The organism is Paenibacillus sp. J2R1T-4 (assembly GCF_059692235.1).
This window is the reverse complement of the sequence record NZ_JCAUBA010000011.1, coordinates 100,986-118,461: the sequence shown is the minus strand read 5'-3', so window position 1 is coordinate 118,461 and position 17,476 is coordinate 100,986. Positions and strand designations below refer to the sequence as shown.

Below are 17,476 nucleotides of genomic sequence, written 5' to 3'. Positions count from 1 at the left end.
TTTAACTGTTCATCGTGTGGTTATAAGCAGCAAGATAAAGTCTCAAGAGACGAACTTGGGATGAAGATTAGATTGACATTCCGCATTGCTGACGCTTACAATGTGATCAAGTTCATACTTTGTGACGGAGATTGGGAGATTCACATGGGTTGCTTTTTGTTGAGTTCATAACAGGAAGCAATTTATGTGATTTTTTCTTATTGACGCAAGAACGAACTATCCTTTACTGGAACGGAGTCGCTACCATGGCCTTCCATAATCAAAGTATTCTGCCCGCGGTTCGCAAAGTGAAGGATCTGGAGAAGCTGCTGTCCTCCTCCTTTACATATATAGTGCTGCTCGACAGTCATATAGGGCAGTTGAAGCACCTGGTCGATCTGGCCAAATCCCATGAGAAAAAGCTGCTTCTGCACGTAGATCTGGTGGAAGGGCTCAAAAATGACGAGTATGCTGCTGAATTTCTGTGTCAAAATGTGCGGCCGGCTGGATTAATCTCTACTAGAGCAGGTGTCATTACCAAGGCTAAGCAGAATGGAATACTCGCCATTCAGCGGCTGTTCCTGTTGGATTCTGGCGCGCTCGAGAAGAGCTACACCCTTCTGGAAAGAACGAAGCCGGATATTATCGAAGTGCTCCCAGGGATCATGCCCTCGATTATTGCGGAAGTGAGTGAACGAACGGGCATCCCTATCTTTGCCGGAGGGTTGATTCGAACCGTTAGCGACGTGGAGAGTGCTTTGCAGGCCGGAGCATCTGCTGTAACTACCTCGCACAAGGAATTGTGGCCTCATTATAAGTAAGATCTGCTGTCATATAGATACAAGAGGGAATGGAGAGGATGGGACGTGGAACAAAAATACGTAGTAGCCATTGATCAAGGAACGACGAGCTCGAGGGTGCTAGTGTTCGATCGACAAGGAAAGACTGTGCATATTGCGCAAAAAGAATTCACTCAGCATTTTCCTCACCCAGGCTGGGTTGAGCATGACGCTGAGGAGATTTGGCGCTCGGTGCAGGATGTAATCAATCAGACTTTCTCGGAAACTAATATAACCCCAACCCAGATTACTGGCATAGGAATTACGAATCAGCGTGAGACCACGGTGGTATGGAACCGTCACACGGGAAACCCCGTTTATAACGCCATCGTATGGCAATCGAGACAATCGGCCTCCATCTGCGAGCAGTTGAAGGAGCAGGGCCTGGAGCAGGAGTTCACAGCCAAGACTGGACTGAGGCTGGACGCTTATTTCTCCGGGACGAAGGTCAAATGGATTCTGGATCATGTGGCAAGCGCTCGTGAACAAGCTGAAGCGGGTGATCTGTTGTTCGGTACGATTGATACGTGGCTGATCTGGAAGCTAACCAATGGAGCGGTCCATGTAACAGACTATTCGAATGCCTCGAGGACACTACTGTATAACATCCATGAGCTGCAATGGGATCAAGAGCTGCTGAAGATTCTGAACATTCCAGCTTCCATGCTGCCGGAAGTGCGCTCCTCCTCAGAGGTTTACGGACATACGGCTGCGGAATATTGCGGAGGAGCGAATGTACCGATTGCAGGAGCAGCCGGTGATCAACAGGCTGCCTTGTTCGGGCAGCTATGCTTCCAGCCTGGTCTTGCCAAGAATACGTATGGCACGGGCTGCTTCATGCTGATGCATACAGGGAGTGAGGCGATCCCATCTAAGCAGAGCTTGCTAACTACGATCGCATGGGGATTGAACGGTAAAGTAGAGTACGCGTTAGAAGGCAGTATTTTCGTGGCGGGATCCGCTATTCAATGGCTGCGTGACGGGCTGCAGGTAATTGAAGCGGCATCCGATAGCGAGGCTTATGCGCTTCAGGTTGAATCGTCGGACGGTGTGTATATCGTTCCTGCATTCGTCGGCCTGGGGACACCATACTGGGATAGCGATGTGCGCGGAGCGGTATTCGGTCTGACACGCGGAACGACTAAGGCGCATTTGGTCCGTGCAACGCTGGAATCACTCGCTTATCAGACGAGGGATGTGCTCCGCGCCATGGAAGAGGATGCAGGGATTACGCTGCAGAAGCTTCGTGTGGATGGCGGGGCCGTGTCGAACAGCTTCTTGATGCAGTTCCAGAGCGATATGCTCGGCGTTCCGGTGGAGCGTCCTGTTACGCAAGAGACGACCGCTCTCGGAGCCGCATACTTGGCTGGGTTGGCGGTTGGTTACTGGAGCGATCAGCAGGAGTTGGCTGCGCTGGGGCAAGGGCTGGTCGATCGTTATTTCGAACCCTTGATGGAGGAAGCAGAGCGTACTGCGTTGTACGAAGGCTGGCAAAAGGCGGTTCGGGCGGCTATCTCTTTTAAATAACGGCTGTCTGTGCTATCATTTGAGATAAGTTAATATTTCGGTTGGAGATTCAGGAGAAGCCACAACAGCGTTTACGTCTTATTAAGACGTAGATGGTTTGTTAGTGGTTTCTTCTTTTTTGCATACAATAAACTAAGCAAACGAGGAGCTGGAACCAGATGACGAGACAATCTTTTGCGGGAACAGATAGAAGAAATGTGTTGCAGAAAATGACGGAAGAAGAGCAGGATATCCTTGTTATTGGCGGAGGAATTACGGGTGCAGGTATCGCACTGGACGCAGCAAGCCGAGGGATGAAGCCGGCGCTTGTGGAGATGCAGGATTACGCGGCAGGTACGTCCAGCCGTTCTACCAAGCTTGTGCATGGCGGATTGCGGTACCTGAAGCAGCTCGAGATCAAGATTGTGGCTGAGGTCGGCAAAGAACGCGCCATTGTGTACGAGAACGGACCGCATGTGACTACACCGGAATGGATGCTGCTGCCGATTTATGCGGGCGGGACATTCGGCAAGTTTTCTACCTCTTGGGGCCTGAGGCTCTATGATTATTTGGCAGGTGTGAAGAAGGGCGAGCGGAGGAAGATGCTGAGAACAGAAGATACACTTAAACGTGAACCGCTTCTGGTGAAGACGGGGCTGAAGGGGAGCGGCTATTATGTCGAGTACCGTACGGACGATGCCAGGCTAACGATAGAAGTTATGAAAAAAGCAGTTGAGCTGGGTGCGCGGGCGGTCAATTATACAAAGGTAGAAGAGCTGCTGTATGAGAACAAGAAGCTGATAGGAGTCGTTGTAAAAGATCAACTGAGCGGCCAATCTTATCGGATTCGGGCGAAGAAGATCATTAATGCAACAGGTCCTTGGGTGGATACCTTGAGGGAGAAGGATGATTCCAAACGCGGCAAAACGCTGCATCTAACCAAGGGTGTACACCTGGTGTTCGATCAGAAAAGGTTCCCTTTGCACCAGGCGATCTACTTCGATACACCTGATCGGCGTATGGTGTTCGCTATTCCGCGGGCTGGGAAAACCTATGTAGGTACTACCGATACGAATTATAGCGGGGATAAGGTGAATCCCCAATTAACGATACTGGATCGCAACTATTTGCTTGATGCAGCCAATAGTATGTTCCCGAGTATGAAGCTTACAGCAGAGGACGTAGAGTCCAGTTGGACCGGACTGCGGCCCTTGATCCATCAGGAGGGGAAGGATCCATCGGAGATCTCAAGACGGGATGAAGTGCTGGTATCGGATTCCGGATTAATCTCCATAGCTGGCGGCAAGCTGACCGGGTATCGCAAAATGGCCGAGGCCGTCGTGAACCAAGCGGTGGAACTGCTGGAGAAAGAAGGATCTCCGTCGATTCCGGCCAGTCGTACGAAGAATCTGCCGATCTCCGGCGGGGATATGGGCGGCTCCGTGAAGCTAGCCTCTTTCGTCAGCGCCAAGCGCGAGGAGGCTCAACGCCTTGGACTGAGCGAAGCCGATGCGGATCGGCTCGTTCGCCGCTATGGCACGAATGTGGATGAGGTGCTGGAGCGTGTACGCAAGCTGAGACCAGCTGCCGGGACGGAGCGGCTCCCCGAGGAGGCCGTACGAGCAGAGCTCAGCTATTCGATCGAGAGGGAGATGACCGTGAAGGCGGTAGACTTCTTCGTTCGCAGAACGGGCGCGTTGTACTTTGACATCCACTGGGTCAATCGGTGGAAGGTGCAGGTTATTAGTTGGATGAAGGAGTACTTCGACTGGTCGGAAGAAATGGTTGCTGCGAATAGTCAGGAGCTGGAGGCCCGGCTGCTTGAAGCGACGGTTCCTGCGGAGCGGGACCATTTCTAGAAAGTTATTATATTCAATGGAGGAAGCCCTGCCTTAAGCAGGTGGCTTCCTCCATATTTGTTCGAGCACGATCGCAATAATGGTGCCAATCAGAAGCCCGTTACTGCATACATATTGAAGGCTTGTCGGAAGTCCTTGAAACACAGTGGAGGGCTGAAACATTAGGCCAACTCCAAACAACAGCGTCACGCCGAGTATTGTAAGGCGACGTTGATCCAACGGATCCTTCAGGATGGATTGAAAAGCGATGCCGATCATTTGCACAAAAGTAGCAAATAAGGCCGCATTCGCAACGGGTCCGGGCAGTAAGGCCAATAGATGGACAAGGTCCGGGAATAGAGCGATTGCAGATAACACCATACATGCGGCTAGAAATGGAGCTCTCCTCGTTTCGGCGGTCAAACGGATGAACCCCGCTGACACCGGTAATGGGACTAAGCCAAGTGTAGAGAACGCAGAGGATAACGCATGGGAAACTCCGCCAGCCATGCTGCTGCGATTGTAAGATTGTTCAGGCTTCTTGGGCGCATCGGACGCGGGTACAACGTGACTCACTGCCTGGATCGCTGCGATGGTGTTGGATACTAGAATCAAGGTGAAAAGCACACCAGTCACCACAATCCCCATGTTCCAATGCGGCATGCCCCAAGGGTAAATTTCAGGCAACTTGAACCAGGAAACGGATGTGGATGAGATCATGCTGCTTTCTGCAGCAGTCAACGATTCACTACCTGACGATGGTCCCCATAGGGCAAAAGCTAACCACCCTAAGCCAATACCGACCAAGACTGCATAATTCCTGAGCCAACCTTTCCCCTTAACCGATAACACAATGACCAGCAGAAAAACTCCCACAGCTATGATCGTTGCGCCTGCATCCAGCCTCACGGGTTCACCGGACATGCCTAGCATGCCTCCCAGAAACACACCGCTAAGCTGTACGGCAAGCAAGAGCAGAAAAGTTCCCGTAACAAGAGGTGTGAAAAGGAATAACATGCGGCGAAACAGCCCTGTCACGCCAAGCAGGAACAACAGTGCGCCTGTTACAAGCAAGGCTCCTTCAATAATCTGTAAAGTGTCCCTTAAGCTATTGCCCTGCTGCACCGCCATATCGGCCATGATGACGAATACACTAACCCACGAGCCCGCCGGTCCATCTGCAATGGGATAGCGGTGACCGAGCCAGCCCTGTATGAAGGAGCTGATACCGACGACGAAAAAGGTTCTTTGCATGAGCGAAGATACTTCCTCTTGGGGAAGCTGGAACACATGTCCGATCACGATGGGCATCGCGATGGAGTTGGCGAGCAGAAAGATGAACCATTGAACCGTGTTCAGGCCCAAGTACAGGCGATGTTGGTTAGAAGGGTTCATTATTACAGCTCGCCCGAAACGATGACGCCTTGAGCCATAACCGCTTGACGCTTGGACAACCGCGCTACGGCTTCCGCTGAGCAGCTGGCTGCTACGAACACGGCATCAGCCGCATCGCCGACTGCGGGCCACACGCGGCGGCCATCCAGACCAAGCGGGTTGACACCGCCTGTGATGAACCCTAGCGATTGAGCCAACGAGCGCTCATCGGAATAACGATACAGCTCAGCCAGCCGCTTCGCTTTCTCCAGGCAGTCGCCAGTGCCGAATGGCGACCAGTGATCCGTGATGCTGTCGTTGCCAAGATCCACCTGGACTCCCTTGTCGCGCAGCAAAGGAATCGGCATAACCATGCCCCCGATGGGTACTGTAGAAGCTACAGTTATGCCGAGGGAAGCCATGCGATCCGCAAGCTCGCTAACAGCGCCAGAAGCAGCGGTTGCCAGGGCGAAGCCATGGCTTATGGTGACCCGACCTTGCCAACCTGCTTCCTCCGTTAATTCCACGAGTCGAGTGAGGGTGGCTAGACCGGCTTGATCACGGTCATGCACATGGATGTCGACTCCTGCATTGGCTTCAACCGCGATCTCCATCATAGTCTGCAAAGATTTCTCGATATCACCGTCAACGCTTGCGGGATCGACGGCACCTACATGGGTAGCGCCGAGCTTCATGGCTTGTTTCATCTCGGCTAAGACATGAGAGCGCAGCAATCCGTGCTGTGGGAAGGCAACTACCTCATGTGTAATTTTCCCCGTGAATGTATGCAAGGCTCTCATCGTGGCTTCCAAGTTCTGCAGCTTGACTACCGGATCGATATTGCAATGGGTGCGCACATGAGTGGAGCCATGACCCAGCACAAGGTTAAGCAAGCGCTCCGCGCGTTCCTGAACGAACGGGAGCTGCCGAGGCAGAAGCTCTTGCTCCTCCTGAATCCGGTCGAAGATGCTCTGGATCGGCTTAACAGCCTTCCAAGGGCCGCTGTAGTAGGTTTTGTCGAGATGAATATGCATCTCTCGGAAGGCCGGAAGCATGAGGAGATGCTGGGCATCTATCTCTGGCAATTCCGTTAGCAGAGACAAAGACTGTTGGAACGGCTCAGCTTCTTCTATATGCCTGTTGTTGGCAGACCTGATCTCAGCTATACGACCTCCTTCGATTAGGATGTGGCAAATCTCGGTTTCCGTTCCATCGATTCGTCCATTTTCGTACCGATACCCGCTTTCGAGACGCACATTTTTTAACCAGTATGTTGTCATGCTTGGACCCATCCTTTCCATTCCATTAAAGACAGTCGATGATTCTAGTATTCCCTTGCGGCTGCATGTAAAAGAGTTTCTTCTATTTTCGTGTAACCTCGTCGGCGTGCATGCCTGAGAGGTAGAATGCCATCTTTATCCGGTATATTCACATCCGCGCCGTGCTCTACTAGCATTTGAACAATCCGTTGATGATCCGGACCTCCATCGCTCAATACGATCGCTTCCATTAAAGCCGTCCAGCCCAGTCGATTGATATGATTCACATTTACATCAGAGTAAGTGAGCAGAATCCTCACCGTTTCTATATGCCCACGTTCACAGGCCGGGATCAATGCAGTACCGCCATAGCGATTCGTGATCGATGTGTCAGCGCCAGCCTCCACCAAGAGCTTGATGATGGCTGAGAGCCCAGCGGCACCTGCAAAGAGCAAGGGATTATCCATTCTGTTATCCTGAATATTCAAATCCGCCCCCGCTGCGAGGAGTACGCGAACGACTTCGAGTTTGTTTCCATAAGTGGCTGCCATAATAGCGGTTCGACCTTGCGCATCCTGTACATTGATGTCTGCACCTTCCGCAATATACCGTTGAACCGCTACCTGATCCCCTCGCTCTGCTGCTTCAATAATAGGATAAGTTCTCATGACCCTTGATCAACTCCTTGGTTTCCGAGCATTGCCTCTTATGCTAACATGAATCTTAGTATATGAAAAATATCAGTTTCATTAAATTTGCATACTTTTATCATATAGAAGAGGACGGGTCAGTCATGGATATTCGTCAATTGAGATATTTTGTAGCCATAGCAGAAGAGCGGCAAATCACAGCAGCAGCCCGAAGACTACACATCGCGCAGCCTCCGCTTAGCCAGCAGTTACGGGGAATGGAGCAGGAGCTGGGTGTGAAGCTGGTGGAGAGGATGGGCAAGCAATTGAAGCTGACGGAAGCGGGTGAGCTGCTCTACCAGCATGCCTTGTCGATCTTGAGAATGATGGAGCAATCCCAATTGGAAGTGCAAGAGACAGGAAACGGCCTGAGAGGGCAGCTCACGATTGGAGTTAATACGCTTTCGAATGATCGGCTTCCAGAGCTGTTGCTTCGTTTTCAGAGTCAATATCCGAACATCACCTATAAAATCCAGCAAAATGAATCCGCACAGCTCTGCAAATTAGTACGGGAACGGGCGATTGAGCTTGCGATTATCCGATTGCCTTTGGAATTGAGTGATTTTCATGTATGGCCGCTCCGCACGGAAGCCTTTTATTATGTCACTTCTAATAGAAGCGATATCCCGGACCATAGTGCAGTAACCCTGGAGCGTATCCATCAAGTGCCTCTGATCGTGCCAAGCACGGAAGGACTAGGATTGTACAAGTTGATTCTGGACACCTTCGCAAGACGCGGGTTGACTCCTAATATTGCCTGTGAGTGTTCGGATATGTATGTTCTGATGGAACTAGTCGCTTCAGGCTTCGGTTCTACCATTGTGCCGGAGGCTGTGCTGAAGCTTCACAAGGGCTATGAGGTGCAAGTTCACCCCATTGCGGATGCCGAGTTAACGGCCTCTTCCGGATTAATATGGCTGAAACAGCACTATTTATCCCGAACCGCCCAGCATTTTATTGAAGTGTACAAGTCGCCCGCAACCTAGCAGGATCATTTCCTAAATTGAGAATACAGTTCTCGGATTAGTAAGACGTGCACGGTCTGGCGGGATACAATGAGGGCAACAAAAGATATTCCATTCTAAATACAAGGGAGACAGGAACAATGGGCGTACATCAAATCGGAATTATCATGAACGGAGTTACAGGTCGAATGGGTACCAATCAGCACTTGATCCGTTCCATCGTGGCCATTCGCAAGCAAGGTGGGGTGGCGCTGCCTAACGGGGATACTATTATGCCAGATCCAATCCTGGTAGGACGTCAAGAGAACAAGCTGCAGGATCTTGCTGAGAAGCATGGTTTGACCCGTTGGAGCACAGACCTGGACAGCTGTCTTGCTGATCCGTACAACTCGATTTACTTTGACTCTCAGACTACGGTTCGCCGCGCTGCTGATGTGAAGAAAGCGATTGCTGCCGGCAAGCATATCTATTGTGAGAAGCCGACCGCTACCGACTTGGCATCCTCTATGGAGCTGGCTCGTCTCGCAAGAGAAGCAGGCGTGAAGAACGGTGTAGTTCAAGATAAATTATTCCTTCCGGGTCTGATGAAAATGAAGCGTCTGGTAGACTCCGGTTTCTTCGGCCAAATCCTTTCTGTACGCATGGAGTTCGGTTACTGGGTATTCGAGGGCGACTGGCAGCCGGGGCAACGTCCTTCATGGAACTATCGAAAAGAAGACGGCGGCGGTATCATCGTAGATATGTTCGCTCACTGGCGTTATGTGTTAGACAATCTCTTCGGAGAAGTGAAATCCGTATCCTGCCTTGGCGTTACTCACATCGACGAGCGCGTGGATGAAAAGGGCGAGCGTTATGCATGCACAGCAGACGATGCCGCTTATGCAACCTTTGAACTGGAAGGCGGCATTGTAGTTCAAGCCAACTCCTCTTGGACTGTGCGCGTAGACCGTGATGATCTGTTGACGATACATGTAGATGGTACAGAAGGCAGTGCTGTATCCGGCCTGCGGAATTGCAAAGCCCAGCACCGTGTGCACACACCTAAGCCGACATGGAACCCGGATATCGAGAATCCATTCAAATTCCAAGAGCAATGGCAAGAAGTTCCGGGCAACCAAGTGTATGACAATGGCTTCAAAGTACAATGGGAGTTGTTCCTGAAGCATGTAGTCATCGATACTCCGTTCCCTTGGGATCTGCTAGAGGGTGCAAAAGGTACTCAGCTTGCCGACTTGGGTCTGCAATCATGGGCAGAGCGCCGTTGGATCGACGTTCCTGCATTGAGCCTGTAAGCCTGAGATCGGGCGAGATCGATTAGATTTCCAAGAGGGAGGATTTATGACTATGGCGAACACCTTGTATTTGCCGCAAGTTGGCGGCACAAGATTAACTTATGCGCCGGGGCAAGCTGCCCCGATTGAATTGCCTGCAGCCCCGCTGAAGACACGGATTGCCTTCTCCGCTGCTCACGTTGTGGCGGATCCATTCGCAGATGCGGATCCTATCAACAATGGACAGATAGATTGGGATGGCACTTTGGCTTACCGCCGACACCTATGGTCGCTCGGATTGTCTGTAGCGGAAGCTATGGACACCGCGCAGCGCGGGATGGGACTGAACTGGGAGCGGGCGAAGGAACTCATTCGCCGCTCTACAGCAGAAGCTCGCGCAGTCGGAGGCGGAATTGCTTCCGGTGCGGGTACAGACCATCTTGTGCCGGGACCCAAAGTTACGTTAGAACAAGTAGAGGCAGCCTATGAGGAGCAATGCGCTTTCGTTGAGGAACAAGGCGGACGCATTATTCTGATGGCGAGCCGTGCGCTTGCTGCTTGTGCTAAGGGACCGGAAGATTATGTGCGCGTTTATGGCAAAATTCTGAGTCAAGTGAAAGAGCCTGTCATCCTGCATTGGTTGGGCGATATGTTCGATCCTGGGCTCGCTGGGTACTGGGGACATAAAGATGTAAATGCAGCTATGGATGTTTGTCTGGACGTCATTCGCGCGCATGCGGACAAAGTAGACGGCATCAAAATCTCGCTGCTTGATGCTGACAAGGAAATTGTGATGCGTCGTCAGCTTCCTGCCAGTGTGAAGATGTACACGGGGGATGATTTCAACTATCCGGAATTGATTCGCGGCGACGAGCAGGGCTACAGCCACGCTTTGCTTGGGATCTTTGATGCTATCGCACCTGCCGCTGCTGCAGCCATTCATGCATTGGATAACGGCGATGTGAATCGTTATGACGCTCTTCTGGAGAAGACGGTTCCTTTGTCTCGACACATTTTCCAAAAGCCTACGTATGCTTACAAAACCGGGATCGTCTTCATGGCTTACTTGAACGGTCACCAATCTCATTTCCGCATGATTGGTGGAGCAGAGGGTCAACGTTCGGTGATTCACCTGTCCGAATTGTTCGTATTAGCCGACCAAGCGGGCTTGCTGGTGAATCCGGACCTCGCGACAGAACGGATGCGTCTGGTGTTGAAGCTTGCTGGGGCTTAACAGCAAGAGGGACATGTACTAGAGCGGATAGGGAACACGCGAAGGCAGGAATAGGAAGGAGACTTATTCGAATGACACAACCTTTTCAATCGATAGAACGACTCAGCTTGAATCAGATTACAACGAACCGTTGGAATATGAGCGAAGCTGTGGATGGCTGTGCTCGCGCAGGCGTCCCTTGGATCGCCATGTGGCGGGACAAGGTGGCAGACGCTGGCCTGGCGGCGAGCCGCAAGCTGGTGCAAGACGCGGGACTTCGCGTCTCGAGCTTGTGCCGCGGAGGTTACTTCCCCGCGGCGACCGCTGCCGAGCGCCAAGCTCGCATCGACGACAACCGCCGCGCGGTGGAGGAGGCCGCCGAGCTTGGCGCGGAGGTGCTCGTGCTTGTGTGCGGGCCGGCGCCCGACCGCGACATTGACGGCGCGCGGGCGATGGTCGCCGACGGCATCGCACAGCTGGTGCCGTTCGCGCAGCAGCACGGCGTGAAGCTGGGCATCGAGCCGCTTCACCCGATGTACGCCGCGGAGCGCTCCGTCATCAACACGCTCGAGCAAGCCAATACATTGGCACAGCAGCATGCAGCGCATGAGGTGGGCGTCGTAGTGGATGTGTTCCACGTCTGGTGGGACCCGAACCTGTACCCGCAGATCGCACGTGCAGGCGCGGATGGCCGCATCTTGGGCTTCCACGTGTCCGATTGGATCGTACCCGTGCCGGATCTGCTGCTTGGACGCGGCATGATGGGCGACGGCGTCATCGAGCTGCGCCGCATTCGCAGCGCCGTAGAGCAAGCCGGCTACACAGGCCCGATCGAGGTTGAGATTTTCAACAAAGCGATCTGGGATCAGCCGGGTGACGAAGTATTGGAGCTCATGAAGCAACGCTACTTGGAGCACTGCTAATATAACGTTGAATACAAGAGAAGGATGGCAATAGGGTCTTAGGACCTGTGCCATCCTTTTTTCGTTTGGGAGCAGAGAATAACCAGTCGTATATGAGGTATAACCAGTGACAGTATAGGTTATTTGGGCGGGAAAGACGGCTTATTCTGGAATAGCAAGTTTTACTATTGGTTATTTCGGCTGGTTTGAGGAAAATCGGTTCACATTGCGGAAATTAGGGATAGTTAGATTGGCTAATCAGGGCTTGGGTGATGAAATACCCCAAATAGACAATAGTAACATAGCTAATCTGCAGGAGGCATGCCACTAAAATACAAACTCGCATACTTAAGGACTGATCATGACTTGACGAATATTCAAGATAATATTTTAAACTTGAAGATATGTGCTAGAATAATCTTGTACAATTGAGCTTGGGTGGGGTGTGGTATTCCTCCAGAAAGTCTATGCTTACGAAGTACATTTGCTACGCAAATGTTTAAGGAATGCCTATGCAATTTTCGTTGCAAGAAGTGATTATGCTTGGAATGTTATTTCTGGCGCTTCTCACTTATCTGAAACGAAAATAACTCACCCAGGTTAGCGCCAAGGGAATGGGTTATGTCTGAAAACTTATTTCACTTTAGGAGGAAACCCGCCCAAGTGTTGTGCAGGGAGTCGGTGGCCACCGGCTCCTTATTTCTAGTATTTAGCATTCCATGAACACAATATTCCAGGCAAGTCTCCGCAAAATATCCACGCCCGCCTAAAAACAGCTCTAAAATATCTTTAAATATCTCATAATGACATCCTATAAATAGCCATGACGTCCTCGTGCTGAAGCTTTTTGAAATTTCCGAATGGCCCGAACTTTACGGTTTTATCAGCCATCACCGTTAGCTGACTATCGTCGATCCCATAATCGGCGAGCCTCGAAGGGGCTCCAATCGATGTCCAGAAAGCCCTTAGTGCTTGAATGCCTTCCTCAGCTGCTGCACGATCAGATTTCCCCGCCGGATCTACTCCGAACACGTTAATCGCAAGCTGCTTGAACCTCGCAACATTTTCATCGAGACAATAAGTCATCCAGTTCGGGAACAGAATAGCAAGCCCGCCCCCATGCGGGATATCGTACACAGCAGACACGGCGTGCTCCATATTATGAGTGGCCCAGTCACCTCTAACCCCCATGTTCAGCAGACCGTTAAGCGCTAAGGTACCAGATAGCAGAATCGTCTCCCGCGCCTCAACATCATCCAACTTGGCCAGGAGCTTAGGAGCCGTATCGATCACAGTCTTAAGCAGGGTCTCCGCCCAACCATCCTGAATAGGAGTTGACGAAGTATGGTGGAAATAATTCTCAAACACATGAGACATGATATCTACTGAACCATATATAGTCTGATCACGTGGGACGCTAACTGTAAATGCTGGATCCAGAATGGAGAATGCTGGAGCAACTAGCGGGTGTCCCCAACCGAGCTTTTCTTGCGTTTCCCAGTTCGTAATAACGGAGGCTGTGTTCATCTCAGAACCAGTAGCGGCGAGGGTCAGTACGGTTCCTAATGGCAAAGCATCGCTCGCACTAGCCTTACGGCTAATAATATCCCATACGTCACCCTCATACTTGGCTCCAACTGCGATTGCTTTCGCACAGTCGATCACGCTTCCGCCGCCAACAGCCAGAATGAAGCCGATCTCTTCCTTGCGGCAAATCTCTACTCCGCGATGAACCGTAGTCAACCGTGGATTAGGCTCTACTCCAGAGAGCTCGAACCAAGTGGAGCCGTTTTCCTGCAGCTTGGAGATGACTTGATCGTATACCCCGTTCCTCTTGATGCTTCCTCCGCCGTAGACCAGGAGAACACGAGAAGGGTATGCGGACAGCAATTTCGGAAGCGCCTGAAGCTGCCCAACGCCAAAAATCAACTTCGTAGGATTATGAAAAACAAACGGAAGCATATTCAATTCCTCCTTCATTCTGATGGCGAGCGAATCATACCTTACTATTTTATCTGAAAACAGTCTAGCCATGCAAAAGAGTTCCCCTCGCCGAAGAAAAGGAAAGTTACGTCCCTAAAGCGAATCTACTTTATTAACGCAAACTGTAGTTGCAAGCGAAGAGAAGAAGGGACTATGGAATGAACATAAAATTTCAACTAACAAGAGTGCTCGCCCTCAGCTTGTTGTTAGCTGTCGGTTTTGTCGCAGTAGTCATGCTGGTAGGGAATAAGCGAATCGCGAAATTCGATGAACGGGTTATCTCTGCAGTCCAAGGTATGGAGTCACCGGGCTGGACTTCTATTATGAAGTTTTTTACTACAATCGGCTCCGGTTTCGTGGTTGCTCTGCTTACCTTATTATTGTGCATTTTTCTGTACGCGGTGTTGAAGCACCGTCAGGAGCTGATCTTTTTGGTGGCTGTTGTCGGCGGGACGGGTATATTGAATCTAATGCTAAAGCTATTGTTCCAAAGAGATCGGCCCACCTTGCATCGGTTAATTGAAATCACCGGCTACAGTTTCCCAAGCGGGCATTCGATGGCGGCCTTTGCTCTGTACGGGGCGTTAACTTACTTATTATGGCGTCATATCCCCTCGACTTGGGGCAGATCTTTACAAGTATCGTTAAGCTCGGTGTTTATACTGGCTATCGGGGTGAGCCGTATTTATCTGGGTGTCCACTACCCTAGTGATGTGGTGGGCGGCTACCTGGCGAGCGGGACTTTTCTAGGATTGTTCATCTGGGTATTCGAGCGGAGGAAGAGCCGGAAAGCGGGGAGTTATCAGTGATTAGAATAGGGTTGGCCGGTTGGGGTGGTCACAAGGATTTGTATCTGCCAGGGCCGAATAATCAAGACCGACTTAGTGTGTACAGCCGTTATTTTGACATTGTGGAAGTGGATAGCTCTTTCTATGCGGTCCAACAGGAGCGAAGCTATGCCAAATGGGTGAACGATACCCCTGAGACATTTTCCTTTATCATAAAAGCCTACCAAGGGATGACCGGCCATCTAAGAGGCAAAAACCCTTTCGATAGCACAGAAACGATGTACAAAGCTTTCCTGGCATCCATTCGCCCTGTGCTTGAGGCAGGTAAGCTTAAGACCGTATTGTTCCAATATCCGCCCTGGTTCGATTGCACGCGGGAAAATGTTGCAGTGCTGCGCGACGCCAAGGACAGAATGGGAGACATACCGGTGGCATTGGAATTCCGGCATCAGTCTTGGTTCAAAGCTGAGTTTCGGCAGAAAACGCTGTCGTTCATGGAAGACGCAGGATGGATGCATAGTGTGTGCGATGAGCCGCAAGCGGGTGCGGGTTCCGTGCCGATTGTGATGCATGCGACTCACCCGGAGGTCACGATGGTGCGGTTTCATGGTCGCAATGTGGACGGTTGGACCAGCAAGCCAGGTCAGAACTGGTTTGAAGTGCGTTACTTGTATCGCTACAGTGTTGAAGAGCTGGCGGAGTGGGCGGAACGTTTGCGGGTGCTCGAGCAAGGCTCAGAGGAGGTATGTGTGATCTTGAACAACAACTCTGGCGGGGATGCCGCTACGAATGCGCTGGAGCTCATGGACATGCTGGGTTTGCCGCACCCTGATTTGCCGGAGCCTCCTCCGGAGCAGTTGGGGTTGTTTTGAATAAAATATTAGGCCTCATCCCATATTAAGGACGTTATGACATACTCCAGAAAGTAGGTAACGTGAATGGCTAAGCATGACCATAATTCAAGCCTCCAAAGGCAAAGCCAGACCTCTCAAGCACAAAACTCAGTAGAAACAGCACACAAGGCGACAACTCAAGCTCTATCTCATCCCACACCTATTACAGTGCAGCAAGCTCACAATGCTATTGAAAAAGCGGAGCATGCGTTGGAGTCAGCGACTACTGTTAGCATGAATCAAACTCCTGTCGACCAAGCCAGGGAGAGCCTGGAAGAGGACAAGGAGAATCTGTCGCAGCTATAACGCTCATAGCCGTTGGTCAAGACTGCTTCTTGTAAGCCAAGTACAAGAGACGCTCCTCAGCAGGGGGCGTTTTTTGCAGAATATCAGAAAGTATATCTCCGCTGATTGTTCTATTCCTTCAGTAAACGAAGTCCGCCGTAAAGACGGCGAAGCCGTTTATCCTTGCATTGCTGATCCTTATTGTCCGCGCTTGACCTCTAACTGTTCAATCGCTTCCTCAACCTCTTGCAACGACAAACCGCCAGCCAGCAGCTCTTCATCATCTAGCTGAAGCAGTTTCTTGTAGCTGACGATGGCATCGTCCAATAATTGTGAGTCGCCATGTCCGTCATCAATTAGTTGGAACAGCCCATTCTCAGCTTCAGCATACCGGCCGCCCGCCAGATGATAACGCCACAACAGGTTGCGGATAGAGGGGTTGAGCTCGTAAGGACGAAGCGCCTCTAGGACAATATCGATCTCTTCATCGTAATTGCGTTCAGGCTCGTCGAGAACAATCGTCAGATACAAGTATAGGGCTCTTGAGTGGCGATTATAAGCTCCGTTGAAATCACCCAGCATCAAGAAGAAGTCACCTTCTTCTTTGAATAGAGTAGCAGCAAGAAGAATTTTGTCGTTGCCTCCATCGTTCCCCTGTCGCAAAAGGTCAAGAAGAGCACTATCCGATAGGCTGTTCAACAGCTTGGAATTGAGGCCGAACATTTTTTTGAAAAATTCATCAATATAAAAAAGGGCTTCCTTAGGCTCGCGGTTCTGTTTAAAACCAAGCAGTGTTCCGACCATTTGGGAGATCTGCTCGATCATTCGCATCATATAGTCTCTCTGAAACATAGAGTACCTCCAATTGGCAGGTTGAATGAAGCTAGGTTACCCTGCTCTAAGGAACATACGCATTAAAAGGCTAAAACGTTTCACATTAAGTCTTGGACTATTATCTTGTTTTGGGGTAAACTATAATAGATGAACGAACGTTTAATAAGTTACTATACAAATATTTATAATTATTTTAAACACGAGGAGGAACTGCAATGCAAATACAAGTATTCCACGATACGGTCTGTCCATGGTGCAGAATTGGCAAGGAGCATCTGTTTAAAGCTTTGAAGGAGTGGGGGCAGCCAGTAGAAATACAATGGAGAGCGTTTCAACTTGATCCGACGACGCCGAAGGAAGGATTGCCTTTCAAAGAGACCATGACGAAAAAATTCAACGGACGAGCCGACTTGCCGCAATTGTTCGGACAAGTGGTACAGGCTGGAGCAAATGCAGGCGTAAAGTTTGATTTTGATAAGGTGCAGGTTATGCCGAATACTATATTGTCTCATCAGATCATTGCCCTGATGCCGGAAGCGGGAAGAACGAATTATGTAGAGGCAGTAAACCGCGCTTACTTCGAAGAGGGAAAAGACATTGGTCAGTTGGAAGTGTTATTGGAGCTGGCTGTAGAAGCAGGAGGAAATGCAGACACATTGCGAGCACAAGTGGAGCGCGGCGAAGGTCTCGAGCAGGTTGAGGAAGATTTGGATTTCGGGCGGCAAGTAGGGATTACAGGTGTTCCTTTCTTCGTGCTGGCGGGTAAATATGCCTTAACAGGGGCTCAGCCGGTTGGTTCTTTTTTGCAAGCTTTTGCGCAAGCATCATCCGAGTGATTTGCACATACCCGCAAAAAAA

At 50.7% G+C, this 17,476-nt stretch carries 16 protein-coding genes; 11 read left to right on the top strand and 5 right to left on the bottom strand.

Features of this window, described 5'->3' with window-relative positions; genetic code table 11:
• The first annotated feature begins 245 nt into the window (after positions 1-245).
• From AC58QD_RS18990 to AC58QD_RS18980, 3 genes are all read left to right on the top strand, one after another.
• On the top strand, positions 246-800 hold the full coding sequence (locus AC58QD_RS18990; RefSeq protein WP_497336110.1) for a glycerol-3-phosphate responsive antiterminator: 555 nt from the start codon (positions 246-248) through the stop codon (positions 798-800).
• Between the two features lie 45 nt (positions 801-845).
• Positions 846-2,345, top strand: a complete 1,500-nt coding sequence (glpK, locus tag AC58QD_RS18985; protein WP_497336108.1) for a glycerol kinase GlpK — start codon at positions 846-848, stop codon at positions 2,343-2,345.
• Between the two features lie 158 nt (positions 2,346-2,503).
• Positions 2,504-4,183, top strand: a complete 1,680-nt coding sequence (locus AC58QD_RS18980; protein WP_497336106.1) for a glycerol-3-phosphate dehydrogenase/oxidase — start codon at positions 2,504-2,506, stop codon at positions 4,181-4,183.
• 33 nt (positions 4,184-4,216) lie between these two features.
• On the opposite strand, the gene AC58QD_RS18975 is transcribed toward AC58QD_RS18980, so the two are convergent.
• The 3 genes from AC58QD_RS18975 to AC58QD_RS18965 are packed head-to-tail and all read right to left on the bottom strand — an operon-like array spanning position 4,217 to position 7,463.
• A complete protein-coding gene (locus AC58QD_RS18975) occupies positions 4,217-5,557 on the bottom strand; it encodes a purine/pyrimidine permease (protein ID WP_497336104.1) in 1,341 nt (446 codons plus the stop codon).
• 2 nt (positions 5,558-5,559) lie between these two features.
• Positions 5,560-6,816 carry an amidohydrolase gene (locus tag AC58QD_RS18970; RefSeq protein WP_497336102.1) on the bottom strand — a complete coding sequence of 419 codons (1,257 nt, stop codon included), beginning with the start codon at positions 6,814-6,816 and terminating at the stop codon, positions 5,560-5,562.
• A gap of 44 nt (positions 6,817-6,860) precedes the next feature.
• Positions 6,861-7,463: an ankyrin repeat domain-containing protein gene (locus AC58QD_RS18965; RefSeq protein WP_497336100.1), complete on the bottom strand. Its 603-nt coding sequence runs from the start codon at positions 7,461-7,463 to the stop codon at positions 6,861-6,863.
• Positions 7,464-7,588: 125 nt separating this feature from the next.
• Between AC58QD_RS18965 and AC58QD_RS18960 the strand changes: the two genes are divergently transcribed.
• The 4 genes from AC58QD_RS18960 to AC58QD_RS18945 all read left to right on the top strand — a co-directional run bounded on the left by AC58QD_RS18960 (position 7,589) and on the right by AC58QD_RS18945 (position 11,856).
• Positions 7,589-8,470: a LysR family transcriptional regulator gene (locus tag AC58QD_RS18960; RefSeq protein ID WP_497336098.1), complete on the top strand. Its 882-nt coding sequence runs from the start codon at positions 7,589-7,591 to the stop codon at positions 8,468-8,470.
• Positions 8,471-8,589: 119 nt separating this feature from the next.
• On the top strand, positions 8,590-9,741 hold the full coding sequence (locus tag AC58QD_RS18955) for a Gfo/Idh/MocA family protein (RefSeq protein ID WP_497336096.1): 1,152 nt from the start codon (positions 8,590-8,592) through the stop codon (positions 9,739-9,741).
• 52 nt (positions 9,742-9,793) lie between these two features.
• Positions 9,794-10,954 carry a dihydrodipicolinate synthase family protein gene (locus AC58QD_RS18950; protein WP_497336094.1) on the top strand — a complete coding sequence of 387 codons (1,161 nt, stop codon included), beginning with the start codon at positions 9,794-9,796 and terminating at the stop codon, positions 10,952-10,954.
• 71 nt (positions 10,955-11,025) lie between these two features.
• A complete protein-coding gene (locus AC58QD_RS18945; RefSeq protein WP_497336092.1) occupies positions 11,026-11,856 on the top strand; it encodes a sugar phosphate isomerase/epimerase family protein in 831 nt (276 codons plus the stop codon).
• A gap of 777 nt (positions 11,857-12,633) precedes the next feature.
• Here the strand turns inward: AC58QD_RS18945 and AC58QD_RS18940 are convergent.
• Positions 12,634-13,797, bottom strand: coding sequence for an iron-containing alcohol dehydrogenase (locus AC58QD_RS18940; RefSeq protein WP_497336090.1), 1,164 nt, complete (start codon positions 13,795-13,797; stop codon positions 12,634-12,636).
• A 179-nt stretch (positions 13,798-13,976) separates the two neighbouring features.
• On the opposite strand from AC58QD_RS18940, the gene AC58QD_RS18935 reads away from it, so the two are divergent.
• The 3 genes from AC58QD_RS18935 to AC58QD_RS18925 all read left to right on the top strand — a co-directional run bounded on the left by AC58QD_RS18935 (position 13,977) and on the right by AC58QD_RS18925 (position 15,805).
• Positions 13,977-14,627 (top strand): phosphatase PAP2 family protein, encoded by a 651-nt coding sequence (locus AC58QD_RS18935; RefSeq protein WP_497336088.1) that lies wholly within the window; start codon positions 13,977-13,979, stop codon positions 14,625-14,627.
• Positions 14,624-15,478 carry a DUF72 domain-containing protein gene (locus AC58QD_RS18930; RefSeq protein ID WP_497336086.1) on the top strand — a complete coding sequence of 285 codons (855 nt, stop codon included), beginning with the start codon at positions 14,624-14,626 and terminating at the stop codon, positions 15,476-15,478. The genes AC58QD_RS18935 and AC58QD_RS18930 overlap by 4 nt, the downstream gene beginning before the upstream one ends.
• 66 nt (positions 15,479-15,544) lie before the next feature.
• Positions 15,545-15,805 carry a hypothetical protein gene (locus AC58QD_RS18925; RefSeq protein ID WP_497336084.1) on the top strand — a complete coding sequence of 87 codons (261 nt, stop codon included), beginning with the start codon at positions 15,545-15,547 and terminating at the stop codon, positions 15,803-15,805.
• Positions 15,806-15,982: 177 nt separating this feature from the next.
• Here the strand turns inward: AC58QD_RS18925 and AC58QD_RS18920 are convergent, their stop codons facing one another.
• Positions 15,983-16,636, bottom strand: a complete 654-nt coding sequence (locus AC58QD_RS18920; RefSeq protein WP_497336082.1) for a DUF6483 family protein — start codon at positions 16,634-16,636, stop codon at positions 15,983-15,985.
• A 197-nt stretch (positions 16,637-16,833) separates the two neighbouring features.
• Between AC58QD_RS18920 and AC58QD_RS18915 the strand changes: the two genes are divergently transcribed.
• Positions 16,834-17,454, top strand: a complete 621-nt coding sequence (locus AC58QD_RS18915; protein WP_497336080.1) for a DsbA family oxidoreductase — start codon at positions 16,834-16,836, stop codon at positions 17,452-17,454.
• The last annotated feature ends 22 nt before the right edge of the window (positions 17,455-17,476 follow it).